Source organism: Blastococcus sp. SYSU DS0828, from assembly GCF_054050975.1.
Genome location: NZ_JBJHAK010000023.1, coordinates 43,299 through 57,020, shown reverse-complemented (window position 1 = coordinate 57,020; position 13,722 = coordinate 43,299). Strand labels below are relative to the sequence as shown.

General features: G+C 74.6%; 15 protein-coding genes. 5 read left to right on the top strand and 10 right to left on the bottom strand.

Annotated features, from left to right (window positions below; genetic code table 11):
* Positions 1–34: 34 nt before the first annotated feature.
* The 9 genes from ftsR to ACI79Q_RS16615 form a co-directional block, all read right to left on the bottom strand.
* Positions 35–769, bottom strand: coding sequence for a transcriptional regulator FtsR (ftsR, locus tag ACI79Q_RS16655; protein WP_456590831.1), 735 nt, complete (start codon positions 767–769; stop codon positions 35–37).
* Positions 770–845: 76 nt separating this feature from the next.
* Positions 846–1,361, bottom strand: coding sequence for an oxoglutarate dehydrogenase inhibitor Odhl (gene odhI, locus ACI79Q_RS16650; RefSeq protein WP_456590830.1), 516 nt, complete (start codon positions 1,359–1,361; stop codon positions 846–848).
* A 259-nt stretch (positions 1,362–1,620) separates the two neighbouring features.
* Positions 1,621–2,025, bottom strand: a complete 405-nt coding sequence (gene gcvH, locus ACI79Q_RS16645) for a glycine cleavage system protein GcvH (RefSeq protein ID WP_456590829.1) — start codon at positions 2,023–2,025, stop codon at positions 1,621–1,623.
* Between the two features lie 89 nt (positions 2,026–2,114).
* On the bottom strand, positions 2,115–2,891 hold the full coding sequence (locus ACI79Q_RS16640; protein ID WP_456590828.1) for a DUF881 domain-containing protein: 777 nt from the start codon (positions 2,889–2,891) through the stop codon (positions 2,115–2,117).
* Positions 2,888–3,220: a small basic family protein gene (locus ACI79Q_RS16635; protein WP_041775731.1), complete on the bottom strand. Its 333-nt coding sequence runs from the start codon at positions 3,218–3,220 to the stop codon at positions 2,888–2,890. Before ACI79Q_RS16635 ends, ACI79Q_RS16640 begins: the two co-directional genes overlap by 4 nt.
* 4 nt (positions 3,221–3,224) lie before the next feature.
* Positions 3,225–4,124: a DUF881 domain-containing protein gene (locus ACI79Q_RS16630; RefSeq protein WP_456590827.1), complete on the bottom strand. Its 900-nt coding sequence runs from the start codon at positions 4,122–4,124 to the stop codon at positions 3,225–3,227.
* On the bottom strand, positions 4,121–4,789 hold the full coding sequence (locus ACI79Q_RS16625; protein ID WP_456600078.1) for a CDP-alcohol phosphatidyltransferase family protein: 669 nt from the start codon (positions 4,787–4,789) through the stop codon (positions 4,121–4,123). The genes ACI79Q_RS16630 and ACI79Q_RS16625 overlap by 4 nt, the downstream gene beginning before the upstream one ends.
* Before the next feature lie 181 nt (positions 4,790–4,970).
* Positions 4,971–7,052 (bottom strand): elongation factor G-like protein EF-G2, encoded by a 2,082-nt coding sequence (locus tag ACI79Q_RS16620; RefSeq protein ID WP_456615054.1) that lies wholly within the window; start codon positions 7,050–7,052, stop codon positions 4,971–4,973.
* Between the two features lie 148 nt (positions 7,053–7,200).
* The gene (locus ACI79Q_RS16615) at positions 7,201–7,722 is read right to left on the bottom strand and encodes a DUF2243 domain-containing protein (RefSeq protein ID WP_456600076.1); all 522 of its coding nucleotides are present in this window, start codon (positions 7,720–7,722) and stop codon (positions 7,201–7,203) included.
* Positions 7,723–7,778: 56 nt separating this feature from the next.
* Here ACI79Q_RS16615 and ACI79Q_RS16610 point away from each other — a divergent pair, with 56 nt between their 5' ends.
* The 4 genes from ACI79Q_RS16610 to ACI79Q_RS16595 all read left to right on the top strand — a co-directional run bounded on the left by ACI79Q_RS16610 (position 7,779) and on the right by ACI79Q_RS16595 (position 11,834).
* Entirely contained in the window at positions 7,779–7,979 is a 201-nt protein-coding gene (locus ACI79Q_RS16610) for a hypothetical protein (RefSeq protein ID WP_456590823.1), read from the top strand.
* A 252-nt stretch (positions 7,980–8,231) separates the two neighbouring features.
* Positions 8,232–10,760, top strand: coding sequence for an HAD-IC family P-type ATPase (locus ACI79Q_RS16605; RefSeq protein WP_456613356.1), 2,529 nt, complete (start codon positions 8,232–8,234; stop codon positions 10,758–10,760).
* 365 nt (positions 10,761–11,125) lie between these two features.
* Positions 11,126–11,509, top strand: a complete 384-nt coding sequence (locus ACI79Q_RS16600; protein ID WP_456613355.1) for a VOC family protein — start codon at positions 11,126–11,128, stop codon at positions 11,507–11,509.
* A gap of 40 nt (positions 11,510–11,549) precedes the next feature.
* A complete protein-coding gene (locus ACI79Q_RS16595; protein WP_456613354.1) occupies positions 11,550–11,834 on the top strand; it encodes a DUF1905 domain-containing protein in 285 nt (94 codons plus the stop codon).
* Between the two features lie 49 nt (positions 11,835–11,883).
* Here the strand turns inward: ACI79Q_RS16595 and ACI79Q_RS16590 are convergent, their stop codons facing one another.
* Positions 11,884–12,513 carry a TetR/AcrR family transcriptional regulator gene (locus ACI79Q_RS16590; protein ID WP_456595687.1) on the bottom strand — a complete coding sequence of 210 codons (630 nt, stop codon included), beginning with the start codon at positions 12,511–12,513 and terminating at the stop codon, positions 11,884–11,886.
* A gap of 66 nt (positions 12,514–12,579) precedes the next feature.
* Between ACI79Q_RS16590 and ACI79Q_RS16585 the strand changes: the two genes are divergently transcribed.
* Positions 12,580–13,662 (top strand): flavin-containing monooxygenase, encoded by a 1,083-nt coding sequence (locus ACI79Q_RS16585; RefSeq protein WP_456600072.1) that lies wholly within the window; start codon positions 12,580–12,582, stop codon positions 13,660–13,662.
* The last annotated feature ends 60 nt before the right edge of the window (positions 13,663–13,722 follow it).

The window sequence follows — 13,722 nt, the reverse complement described above, 5'->3', positions numbered from 1 at the left end:
CGCGGACGGCGACGGCGTCCACGGTACGCCGCCCTCAGGGGCGCAGGAGGTCGCGCAGCCGCGTCTCGAGCAGGGCCGTGTGCAACTGCGCGGAGAGCGCGGCCAGCTCCTGCAGCTTCTCGGTGGCCCGTGTCCGGGCCTCCTCCGACCGCGCCCGCAGGACGGGGGCGACGAGCTGCTCGACGAGGCCGGCCTCGCGCTCCACGGCGCTGCGGTAGACCCGCAGGTGCCGCGGCTCGATGCCGTGCCGGGCCAGCCCCGCCGCCGCCCGGGCGATGGGGAGGTCCGCGGCAGGGTGCCGGCCGTCGGCGTCGGTGCTGAGCAACCCGAACTGCACGCAGTCGGCGAGCTGCTCGGGCTCCAGCCCCGCGGCCCGGGCGAACTGCTCGGCGGTCAACGGGGCCGCGGCCCCCTCCTCGGTGGAGGCGGGGGGCAGCGGCGCCGACGCGCCACCGGTGCCGGGCAGCGGCTCACCGCGGTCCAGCGCGTCCAGGTGGTCCTTGATCACCCGCAGCGGCAGGTAGTGGTCGCGCTGCGCAGTGAGCACGTACCGCAGCCGGCTCACGTCCGCCCGGGAGAACTTGCGGTACCCCGACGGCGTGCGCTGCGGGTGGACCAGGTCCTCGGACTCCAGGTAGCGGATCTTGCTGATCGTCACGTCGGGGAAGTCGTCGCGCAGCACTGCCAGCACCTCGCCGATGGTCAGGCGCGGCGCGTGCTGGTCGCCGGCGTCCCCGAGCGCACGTTCGCGCTCGGGCACGGCGGTCACGCCCCTCTCTCCCCGGGACGCCCTGTCGGTGTCCCGGTCCGCGGTCCCCACATGCGGAAGATCGCCGGTCGGCGCACTAGCGAGCGGCCGGCTCGCCCGTGCGCGGGCCGGTCAGGTACACCAGGCGGAACTTGCCGATCTGCACCTCGTCGCCACCGGCCAGGGTGGCGACGTCGACGGGCTCGCGGTTGACGTAGGTGCCGTTGAGGCTGCCGACGTCGTGCACCGAGAAGCCCCCGCCCTCGCGGTGGAACTCGACGTGCCGGCGGCTGACGGTGACGTCGTCGAGGAAGATGTCGCTGTCGGGGTGCCGACCGGCCGTGGTGACGTCCTGGTCGAGCAGGAACCGGCTCCCGGCGTTGGGGCCGCGCTTGACCACCAGCAGGGCCGAACCGGCCGGCAGCGACTCCACGGCGCCCGCGTGCGCGTCCGCAGCCTCGGTGACCTCGGGCTGCTCGCCGGACTCCTCACCGCCGACCTTCGGGATCACGCTGGTGGCCTCGCCGACGCGCTCGGGGGCCAGCGCCGCACCGCACTGCGCGCAGAAGCGACTGCCCTCGGGGTTCTCGTGGCCACATCGAGTGCAGTGCACGTTGCGTCTCCTCCGGTGCGAGGGGCCCGCCGCGGACCTGGAACTGGCCGCGGGCGGCCGGCGGACGGTGGGCCGGGCGGCCCGCCGTGGGTCGGCCGCCGCGGGGGCGGCGGACCGTGGGTCATGGAACCAGCCGGTCGGCCCGAGGGTCAACCGGAGGTGCAGGGCCGGGGGGCGGGTTCACCGCAGGTGCCCCGCTGTTCCCAGCCCCACGCGATCATAGTGATCGATGCCGGGAGTCAGCCTCCCGGCGGGCCGGTCACGAGCCGTCGACCACGGCCTGGTAGGCGTCGGCGTCGAGCAGCTGCCCGATCGGGTCGCCGCCCTCCCCCGGCACGGCGATGTCGACCAGCCAGCCCGCGCCGTACGGGTCCGCGTTGATGGTCTCCGGGGCATCGGTGAGGCGGTCGTTGACCGCCGCCACGACGCCCGCCACCGGCGCGTAGACGTCGGAGACCGACTTGGTGGACTCCACCTCGCCGATCGGGGCGCCGGGGGCCACCTCGGCCCCCACCTCGGGCAGCTGCACGAAGACGATGTCCCCCAGGGCGTCCTGGGCGTGGTCGGTGATGCCGACCCGGACGACGGTGGACGTGCCGTCGGTCCCCTGCACCAGCGCCCACTCGTGCTGGTCGGTGTAGCGGCGGTCGTCGGGCGTGGCCATGCGGGCGATCGTCTCCCGGTGAGGTGATGGAACGGCCTCGGTGCAGGGGCCCACCTCGGGCGGAGCGAGAGGTGGGGGCACCGAGGTCCTTAGTCGGTCTCGGGCGAAGCGTATTGAGGGCGGTCCAACGGCCGCAACGCGTCCACGACGAGCTCGGGCGACTGGGCGATCTCCACCCAGCCGCCACGCCGCTCGATCCGCTGCACCACTCCGCCGGGGATGTTCATGGCCGTCGCCATGCTCTGGGGATCCCCCAGGACCACGAACTCGTACGGCGAGCGCAACGACGTCCCGTCGACACGGAGGTCGCCGGTCGTCCCGGTGACGGCGCTGGACAGCCCGATGCGGACGTCGTCGACCTGCATCGTTTCCGCGCCGGCCCCGCGCAGTTCCTGGATCACGTCGAGGAGGTCGGACACCCGGACGGCCCCGGCGGGGTCGCTGACGGAGAGGGCAATGCCGGGCCCCTGCGCCGGCAGCGTGCCGCCCAGGATGCCGAGGGCCTCGGCGCGGCGGCGGGCCTCCTGCAATGCGGCCCCGGTCTGGCTGCCCGAGCCGTTGAGCTCGCGCAGCGCCGCCCGCTGCTCCGTCAGCTGGGCCCGCAACCGCTCCTCCCGGCTGTTGAGCTCGTCGAGGATGCGCACGAGGTCCTCCTCGCGCGCGCCGGCCAGCATCTGCGCCTCGTCGGCGTTGCGCACCTGGACCGCGAGCGCGAACCCGAGCAGGAGGGTCAGCACGCCGATGAGCGCCGCCGCCAGGCGATCGGGGCGCCGCCGCGCGGCCGGGTCGGGAGGCGCGCCGGCGGCGTCGGGCCCGTCCGGTCCCGCGGCAGCTCCCGGTGGGGCGGGTGGCCGGTCCGCCGTCACGCGCGGAAGACGTGCCGCCGGATGGCGGCCGCGTTGCCGAAGATGCGGATGCCGAGCACCACGACGACCGCCGTGGACAGCTGCGCGCCCACCCCCAGCTGGTCGCCCAGGAAGACGATGAGCGCGGCCACCACCACGTTGGAGACGAACGAAATCACGAACACCTTGGCGTCGAAGATGCCGTCGAGCCGGGCCCGGAAGCCGCCGAACACGGCGTCGAGGGCGGCCACGACGGCGATCGGCAGGTAGGGCTGCAGCCACAGCGGGACGGTCGGGTCGAAGAGGAGGCCGAGCAGGACGCCTGCGGCGAGACCGAGGATCGGGATCACGTCGTCAGCCTCCGGGGCTGGGCTCGGTGCCGGGGACCCGGCGGGGGGTGACGGGCTCGGCGAAGCGCAGCTCCGGCGGGTTGGCGGCCGGCAGGGACAGCTCGTCCTCCTTGGCGAACTCGAACCGCAACCCCGCGGACGCGGAGAACGAGGCCAGCGCACGCACCTCGGGGTTGGCGAGGAAGGCGTTGGCCAGCGCGTCGGGGTCGCCGATGGCGCTGACCCGGTAGGGGTTGGTGACCGGGCGGAAGTCGACGAGCACCGCCTCGCCGGCGAACCGGATGGCGCTGGTGGGGCCGAGGCGCTGGCCGTTGATGCTGATCGCCTCGGCGCCGGCGGCCCAGAGCGCGTTCACCACGAGCTGCAGGTCGCCGTCGGCCACCTGCACGTTCCGGGCATCCGCGGCGCTCCCGGCGAGCGGGTCGTCGTCGGCCTCGGCCTCGGCGTTGGCCAGCGTGACGAGCAGCCCCGGCCCGGCGACGGCGACGGCGGCGGTGCCCTGCTCGGCCCGCGCGAGGGCGTCCAGCGCGCGCTGCCCCACCGCCGTGGCGGCGAGCAGCTCGTCGCTGGTCCGGCTGACCTCGGCGCGCAGCTCCTCGAGCCGCGCGGTCAGGTCGTCGCTGAGGGCCGACTCGTCCTGGATGTCGCTGACCAGCGCCTCGCGGATCTCCTGCCGTCCCTGCGCCTTGGCGGCGGCCTGGTCGTAGGTGACCGCGGCCAGCAGGCCCGCGGCGGCCATCGTGAGCGCGACCAGGACCCGCCCCCGGCCTCGCCGGGGTGCCTCTCCCCCGGCCTTGCGCGCGGCCGCGTCGGCGTAGGCAGGGTCGAGGGTCTCGGCGAGGACGTCGTCGAGCAGGGAGGCCCCCAGCGAGCGGACGCCACCGGCCGGGCGCGTGCCGGTCACGGCGAGTTCCGGGAGGCCGCCGCCCGGTCCGCGGCGAGCAACCCCACGACCTGGACGACGTAGAAGATGCCGGCCAGCAGGTAGAGCGCCGTGCCCCAGATGGTGAGCGCCCAGGCGAACGGCGCGGCGACGGTGGCCAGCGGACCGTTCCCGTCGGCGAGCAGCAGCACCGGGAAGGCGTAGAGCAGCAGGAGCGTGGCCGCCTTGCCCAGGTAGTGCACCTGCAGCGGCGGGTAACCGTGCGCCCGCAGGAGCAGCAGCATGAGGCCGAGGACGAGCTCCCGGCCCAGCAGCAGCGCCACCAGCCACACGGGCACGACCTCGCGCAGCGCCAGCGCGACCAGGGTGGAGACGATGTAGAGCCGGTCCGCGGCCGGGTCCAGCAGGGCACCCAGGCGGCTGCCCTGGTCCAGCCAGCGGGCGAGCTTGCCGTCGAGCCAGTCGGTGAAACCGGAGACCATGAGGACCACGAGGGCCCAGCCGTCCTCCTCCGGGCCCAGCAGGAGCCACAGGAACAACGGCACGCCGAGCAGCCGCAGCACCGACAGCGCGTTCGGGAGCGTCCAGACGCGGTCCGGAAGGGCCTGGCGGTCGGGCAGCGCGGCCGGCGTCGTCCGGGACGGGGGTACGGGTACGGCAGCCGACGGCCCGTTCGACGACGTCACGTTCCCTCCAGTGCCAGCACGACCGTGCCCGAGGCTAGTAGAAGGACCCCTTGCCCCCCACCACTCGCCTGCTCGCGGCGGGTCCCTGCCGGGAGCCACCGGCCCCCTCGTCGCTCGCAGGCTCGCGGCGGGCCTCCGGACGGGCCACGGCGGGCCCGCCCACTCGCCGGGACGGCGTCGCTCAGGCCGGCACGGCGACCGCCGCGGGAGCCGGCTCGTACCTGAGTGGGCGGCGGTCGAAGGCGCCGGTGCCGTGCGTGACCGATCGCAGCACGCCGGGGTAGCCCAGCAGCTCGGCCTCCGGCACCTCGGCGTGCACGGTGGCCCGGTCCCGGCCCGGGTCGGCCTCGGTACCCGTCACCCGCGCCCGGCGGGACGACAGGTCGCTCATCACCGCGCCCACGAACTCGGCCGGAACCCGGACGCGGATCTCGCACCAGGGCTCCAGGATCCGGGTGCCGGCCGCGTTCGCCAGCTCCCGCAGGGCCAGGGCGCCGGCGGCCTGGAAGGCGGCGTCGGAGGAGTCCACCGAGTGGGCCTTGCCGTCGACGAGGGTCAGCCGGACGTCGACGAGCGGCCGGTCACCGGTCACCCCGCGCGCGGCCTGCGCGCGGATGCCCTTCTCGACGCTGGCGTGGAACTGGACGGGCACGGTGCCACCGACGATGCGCTGCTCGAAGACGATCCCGGAGCCCGGCTCCCCCGGCTCCCCCTCGACGACGACGACGGCGTACTGGCCGTGCCCGCCGGACTGCTTGACGTGCCGGCCGGTCACCCGCGCCGGGCCGCGGAGCGTCTCCACCAGGGGGACCCGCACCGGGACCGGGGTGACGGCGACGCCGTGGCGGCTGCGCAGCCGCTCCAGCAGCACCTCGGCGTGCGCGTCCCCCACGCACCAGAGCAGGAGCTGCCCGGTGTCGGGACGCCGCTCCAGCCGGACGGTGGGGTCCTCCGCGACGAGCCGGGCCAGGGCCGTGGCCAGCCGGTCCTCGTCACCGCGGGAAGCAGCCTCCACCGCCACCGGCAGCTGCGGCACCGGCAGTTCCCACGGGGGGACCAGCCGGGGTTCCTCCGGCGAGCTCAACGTGTCGCCGGTCTCGGCCGTCGCCAGCCGGCCGACCGCGCAGACGTCGCCGGCGGGGCACGCCGCGACCGGCCGCAACGCGGAGCCCAGCGGTGCGGAGAGGACGCCGATCCGCTCGTCGGCGTCGTGGTCGGGATGCCCCCGCTCCGCGAGCCCGTGGCCGGAGACGTGCACGGCGACGTCCGGTCGCAGGGTGCCGGAGAAGACGCGGACCAGCGAGATCCGGCCGACGTAGGGGTCGGTGGTCGTGCGGACCACCTCGGCGACGAGCGGGCCGTCGGGGTCGCACTGCAGCGGCGGCGCGGGTGACCCGTCGGGCCGGGTGACCGGCGGGCACCCGTGCTCGGTCGGCGAGGGGAGGGCGGCCACGACGAGCTCGAGCAGTTCGTCGATGCCGACCCCGGTGAGCGGGGCGGCGCAGAGGACGGGGTGGAAGTGCCCGCGGGCGACGGCCGTCTCCAGGTCGGCCAACAGGTCGGGGACGGCGAGCTCGTCGCCGGCGAGGTAGCGCTCCATGAGGGTCTCGTCCTCGCTCTCGCCGATGATCCCCTCGATCAGCTCGGCGCGGAGGCGGTCGGCGTCCTGGTCGCCGGTGCGGGCGGCGTCGAGATGCGGCTCCAGGAGCGAGACCAGGCCGCGCGCGGCGCCGTCCGGCCCGCGGTCGACCAGGTGCACCGGGTACACCCCCTCCCCCAGCATGAGCTGGCAGAGACGCACGGCCTCGGCGACGTCGGCACGCGGCCGGTCGATCTGGGTGAGCACCACGGCGCGTGGCAGGCCCACCGCGGCGCACTCCTCCCACAGCTGGACGGTGCCGGCGTCCACCCCGCTCACGGCCGAGACCACGAAGAGCGCCGAGTCGGCCGCCCGCAGCCCCGCTCGCAGCTCGCCGACGAAGTCGGGGGAACCCGGGGTGTCGAGGAGGGTGATCCGGTGGCCGTCGTGCTCGACGGCGGCCACGCCCAGGGAGACCGACCGCTGCTGGCGGATCTCCACCTCCTCGGTGTCCAGGCAGGTGGTCCCCTCCTCCACCCGCCCGGCGCGCGGGACGGCCCCGGTGGCCGCGAGCAGCGCCTCCGCCAGCGTCGTCTTGCCGGCGCCGGCCCGGCCGACGAGGGCCACGTTGCGCACCAGCGCGGGCGGGCGGGGAGCGGGAGCCGGGGGGATGTCCTTGCCCATGGACCGACCTCAGCCGTCGGAGCCGCGTGCGGGAACGGGATGTGCTGCGCGGGCTGCCACGGTGCCTCCTGGTGCTGGTGTGTCGTGCGTCACAGCCTGCCCTGGGAGGTGGGTGGCGGACAAGACCCCCGGCCGGGGGCCGGCCCCCTCAGGTCTCCCGGACGCCGGCGCGCGCGGCGAGGCGGCGCACACCGCGACGGTGCAGCAGCCACCCGCCCCCGATCAGCAGCACTCCCGACGCCAGGAACGCCAGGTCCCAGCCCAACGGGCCACCGAGGTCGTCGCGGACGTGGTGGATGCCGAGGAGCTGGTGGTTGATCAGCCCCTCGACGAGGTTGAAGATCCCCCACCCGACGAGCACGAGGCCGAAGTGGAAGCTCCAGCTCGGCGCCAGCCGGTCGCGCCGCCAGGCGACGAGGGCGGTGATCGTGCCGGCGAAGGCGAGCACCCAGGTCGCGGCGTGGAAGAGGCCGTCGGCCAGCGTGTTCACCTCCAGGGCGGCGAGCGTCGTCGGCTCCTCCACGGCGCTCACCATGTGGTGCCACTGCAGGATCTGGTGCAGCACGATCCCGTCGACGAAGCCGCCGAAGCCCAGCCCGTACAGCAGCCCGGTCGCCCGGTCGGGCATCCGCCGGGAGCGCCGGCCGGTGGTGTCGCGTGCGGTGGCCATGGCCGCTGCGCTACCCCGTGGCCACGGGCGCACGCGCGGGACGCATGCTGGTCGGCATGAGCAGCGACCACGCCGCCGGCCGCGACCAGCACACCGGGCGGGCGCACGCCGTCCTCCGCAGCACCGCCGACCTGCCGGCGCCCTGGGCCGCGGTCTGCGGCGCATCGGTCGGCGTCATCCAGGGGAAGTGGGACGGACCCCGGGGCCTGGGCTCGGCCGACCCCTGCCCCGAGTGCCGCCGCATCACGGGGACCTGACGCCGCTCCTCCCCGGCGTTGCCGCGCAGTTCGTCGGCGTCTGTCCGGATCGTGGTCTTGTTGGGCATAACGGTCGCCCTGCGGTGCGGCACGCCTGCCGCGTCGGCGGCACCGGACCCCGCGGCCGGCCGGGGCGGCGCCGCCTGTGCGTCTGCTGGGTGGTCCGCGTGTGCGCGGGCGGCCGCCGGCCGCGCCCGGCAGACTCCGGGGTGGCCCCGCTCACCCGGTCGGGCCCGGGTCGGAGGAAACCGGATGGACGTGCAGGAGTCGGGTTCCGCGGTGGGCGGGAACGCGGCGGTGGGACTGAGCCAGCGGGAGGCCGAGGCCCGGCGACGGCGCGGCGAGGGCAACGTCAGCGTCCGCGCGTCGTCCCGCGGCTACGCGCAGATCCTCCGCACGAACGTCTTCTCGTTCTTCAACGTGATCCTGTTCGTCATCGGCGCGGCACTGCTCGCCCTCGGCCGGTACAGCGACGCCTTCACCAGCGTCGGTCTCGGCCTGGTCAACGCGACGATCAGCGCCGTGCAGGAGATCCGGGCCAGGCGGAAGCTCGACCGGCTCCAGCTGCTGCACCGCAGTCTGGTGACGGTCGTGCGCGACGGCACGCACGTCGAGGCGCCGCCGGAGGAGGTCGTCCGCGGCGACGTCGTCCACGTCCGCCCCGGCGACCAGCTCGTCGTCGACGGGCCGGTCCTCGACGGTGGCCGGGTGGACGTCGACGAGTCCCTGCTGACCGGGGAGTCCGAGCCACTGCAGAAGGGGCCCGGGGACGACCTGCTGTCGGGCAGCTTCTGCGTCGGCGGCGAGGGGTACCAGCTCGCGCGTGACGTGGGCGCCGCCAGCTACGCCGGCCGGCTGACCGCCGACGCCCGCCGGTCCACCACCGACCGGACACCCCTGCAGCTGCGCATCGAGTTCGTGGTCCGGCTGGTGATGCTGCTGGTCGCCCTGATGAGCGCCACCATCCTGTTCCAGGCCGCGCTGGAAGGCCTCTCCCTGGTCCGGGTGGTGCAGACCACCGCGGTGCTCTCCGGCCTGGTCCCCTACGGGCTGTTCTTCCTCGTGGCCGTCGCCTACACCGTCGGCGCGGCCCGGAGCAGCGGGCGGGGCGCTCTCGTGCAGCAGACCAACGCCGTCGAGTCGGTCAGCCACGTCGACGTCGTCTGCACCGACAAGACCGGCACCCTGACGACCGGCCGGCTGGCCCTCGCGGAGGTGCACCCGGTCGGCATCCTCGACACCGCGGCGGCCGGGGAGCTGGTCGGCTCCCTGGCACGCAGCACGGCGGCGCCCAACCTGACCACCACCGCGCTCGCCGACTCCCTGCCCGGCCGGGCGTGGACGGTGCACGAGGAGATCCCCTTCTCGTCGTCGCTGCGGTGGAGCGCCGTGCGCGCCGACGACGGCGTGCACGTCCTCGGCGCGCCGGACCGCCTGGCCCCCCACCTCTCCGGGCCGCCGCTCACCGAGGCGGTCGGCGCGCGGACCGACCAGGGGCTCCGGGTCCTGGTCGTCGCCCGCGCCGCCGCGCACGCGCCGCTCCGGGACGACGCGGGGCGCCCCCGCCTGCCCGCCCTCGAGCCGGTCGCCCTCGTGTCCCTCGCCGACGAGCTGCGCCCGGACGTCCCGGAGACGATCGCCCGGTTCGCCGGCGGCGGGATCGACCTCAAGGTGGTGTCGGGCGACGACGCGCGGACGGTCGCGGCCCTGGCGCGGCAGGCCGGGCTGGACGCCGGGGTGCCGGTGACCGGTGCCGAGCTCGACGGGATGACGGACGCGGAGCTGGACCGGCTGGCCGTCCGGGCGACGGTGTTCGGCCGCATCGCGCCCGAGCAGAAGGAGCGGCTGGTCGACGCACTGCGCCGGCAGGGACGCTACGTCGCCATGATCGGCGACGGGGTGAACGACGCCCGGGCTCTCAAGCGGGCGCACGTGGGCGTGGCGATGGGGAGCGGCAGCGCCGTCGCCCGGGACGTCGCCGACATCGTGCTGACCGAGGACTCCCTGGGGGCGCTGCTGCCCGCCCAGCACGAGGGGCGGCGGATCATCGACGGCATCGGGACCTCGATGCAGGTCTTCCTGTCCCGGGTCGCCACGCAGGGCCTGGTGATCCTCGCTGTGACGATGCTCGGCCTGGGGTTCCCCTACTCACCGGCGAACGTCGGGCTGACGCTGCTCACCGTCGGCGTCCCGACGCTCTTCCTCACCGCATGGGCGCGACCGACGGCGCCGGACCCGGACCTGCTCCCGAACCTCGGGCGGTTCGTCGTCCCGGCAGCGGTGGTGACGGCCGCCGGCGGCGTCGCGCTCTACGCCTACCACTACACCTTCCTGTTCGAGGGGCTCGGCCGCACCGGCACACCCGCGGAGGTGCTCGCCGCGTTCGAGCGCTACACCGGGCTCTCCTCCGACGACGTGGGGTTCGCCGAGGCGGCGGCCACGATCGGGGCCCAGACCGCGCTCTCCACCTTCGTCTCGTTCGCCGCGTTCCTGCTCATCCTCTTCCTCAAGCCACCGAACCGGTGGTTCGCCGCCTGGACGCGGCCGGACGGCGACAAGCGCCCGGCGATCCTCGTCGCCGGGCTCGCCGCGGTGTTCACCGGCGGTCTGTTCGTCCCCGCGGTCAGCGACTACTTCGGCCTCACGGGCGCCGCCGACCCGGTGTTCTTCACCGTGCTGCCGGCCCTGGTGCTGTGGTTCCTCGTGCTGAGCGCGGCCTACCGGTTCCGGGTGCTCGAGCGCGCCCTGGGGCTGACACGCCCCGGCGCGGCTGCGCTCTGATCCGACGACGCCCGGGGCGGCCGCCCTGACCAGGGTGCGGGCGGAGGGTGCCGGGGATGCGGTCAGCACCTCACCTCCGGCCCGGCGACCGGCGCGCATCGACCGAATCTCCGAGGCCCTGGGTGCTCCCCATGACCACCGCGCACCGGGCCGTGCCGGACGCCGCTGCGGTCACCGCCACGAGCACGGCCATCCGGCGGGAGGCGTCCCGGTCCGCCCCCCGACGAGAACGGCAACCGGACGGCAGATACCGGACGGCCGCCGCACGGCGCACTGCCTGCCCCGCACCGTTCCCGTCAGAGGTCTTTCCTGCGGGACGACCGCCCGGGCGATGAGTTTCCGGTCGAGGCGCCGTCTGAGGCGGTATGACGATGACGACGAGAGTGTTGAGTGTCTCCGTTCCGGTGGCTGACCAGGACGCCGCGCTGAGGTTCTACACCGAAGTGCTGGGCTGCGAACTCCGCACCGACGTGGAGGTGTGGCCGGGCGCGCGGATGATCGAGGTCGCCCCGCCGGGCTCGAGTGTCGCCCTGGTGCTCCTCCCCCCCGACAGCACGATCCCGATCGCGATCCGATTGGGCACCTCCGATGCTCAACGGGCCCACGACAGGGTCCGCGAGGCCGGCGCGACCCTGCACAACGAGGAGCTGGTGCGGATGGAAGGGGTCCCGGCGATGTTCTCCTTCACCGACCCCGACGGCAACGGGCTGGTCTACCTGGAGGACTCCAACCAGAGCCAGCTCCGATAGGCCCGACAGCCCCCGCACAGCAGCGCGAAGGAGTACTCACATGGCAGATCCCCGCCCCCTGGACATCACGTTCACGGCCCGGCTGGGCAAGGTCCGACCGTCAGACACCTGGACCTGTGTCCAGCTGCCGGAGTCAGCACGGATCTTCGGGACCCGTGGCCTGGTGAAGGTTGCCGGCACCGTCGACGGGCACCCGTTCACCGGAGCCTTCATGGCCCTGGGAGACGGCACCCACAAGCTCCCCGTGGCTGCGCCGATCCGCACGGCCATCGGCAAGGACGACGGAGACGACGTCGAGGTCCACCTGACCGAGCGACTGTCGTAGGCGAGCGATGCCTCAGGCGTGTCGAGCCTGCGGGTGGCGATCATCGTGGTCATGGTGGTGCAGACCCCACCCGCCCGCGGAGCTCATCGCCCGATCGGCCGGGGGCACCCGCGGCGGAGCTGATGCCCTGGACCGCCTGGCGCAGTCGAGCGGCGGCCCCGGCCGGCTCCGGTTGGCCGGCGTCCAGCCAGGTCAACACGGCGGCGATCGTGACCGTCGGGGCCAGCCGTGCAGCCCACCGGGCCCACCCCGGATCGGGGATGGAGGGGGCGAGGTGGTCGTGTGCCGTGGCGGTCATCTCGGCGGTGAACACGTCGACCTCGGCGCGGAAGGCCGGCTCCCGCGCCGCGTGGTGGAACAGCAGCCGGAACCCGTCGGGATCGCCGGCCGCGGCGGTGAGCAGGTCGTCGATGATCCGCTCGGTGTAGGGCGGGTCGCCCACGGCCGCATGCAGCCGTGCCCGCGCGCGTTCCAGCACCGCCCGGTAGAGGTGGGCCTTGGACTCGAAGTGCCGGTAGAGGATGGCCCGGCTGATTCCTGCCGCGGCGGCCACGCCGTCCAGGGTGGTGTCCTCGAAACCGGCGGCACCGAACGCGCTCGTGGCCGCCGCGAGGATCTGCTCTCGCCGCTCGGCGCGCGGAAGTCTGCGCCCCGGAGGCGTGCTGGCCACGGCGTTCACCCCACCACTGTAGACGTAGGCATGTATACCCTGGCGTCGACAACTGGTTGACCGGGGGGAGCGGACATGGCTGCGACGGCGGACGACCGTGTCGTCCAGACCGTGGTCGTCGGCGCGGGCCAGGCCGGCCTGGCCGTCGGTTTCCACCTGACCCGCCGTGGCCACGACGTCGTCCTCCTCGACGCCGCCGACGCCGTGGGCGACAGTTGGCGGGAGCGGTGGGACTCGCTGCGCCTGTTCACCCCGGTCGGCTTCGACTCGCTGCCGGGCCTGCCCTTTCCCGGCCGGCGCTCGGACCATCCGACCAAGGATGCCGTGGCTGACTACCTGGCCCGCTACGCCGAGCACTTCGAGCTACCGGTGCGGCTGGGCACCCGAGTGCAGGCCGTGCATCGCGCAGGTGCGGAGTTCGTGGTCTCCACCGACCGTGGGCGCTGGCGGGCCGGCGACGTCGTCATCGCTACCGGCGCACACCACAGACCGTTCGTCCCGACCTTCGCCGCTCACCTGGACCCGGGGTTGGTCCAGGTCCACGCGGCGCACTACCGCCGTCCCGCTCAGCTGCCGGCCGGTGCGGTCCTGGTGGTGGGAGCGGGCAATTCCGGGGCTGAGATCGCCCTTGATGTGGCGACCGACCCCACGGAGCAGCGCACCGTACATCTGGCCGGACGCGACGTCGGGCACATCCCGCACCTGGGGCCGTGGACCTTCCAGGTGCTGCAGCGCCTCGGCCGCCTCGGCGCCGTCCTCGCCCGACGCGGACTGGGTGGGCACGGCGATCCCCTCGGCCGCGTCCGCCCCGAGCAGCTGGCGACCGCGGGCGTGCAGCGACACCCTCGGGTCACCGGCACCTGTGACGGGATGCCACTGCTCGCCAACGGTCGCACCCTCGCCGTCACCGCTGTCGTCTGGGCCACCGGCTTGCGCCCCGACTACAGATGGCTGCACCTCGACGTCCTCCACTCGGACGGCCGGCTGCGTCACCGCGGCGGGGTCGTCGACGACTGCCCCGGCCTGTACGCGGTCGGGCTGCCCTACCAGCGCTCGATCACCTCCCACCTACTCGGGGGTGTCGGTGCCGATGCCCGCCACGTCGCCGACCATCTGCTCGCACGAGACAGGCCCGACCAGCGCGCTCTGCCCCGCTGATCGATCGTCGAACGGTGAGAGCTTCGCCGGAGGCAGTACGCAGCTCGTTGCTGTACTGGT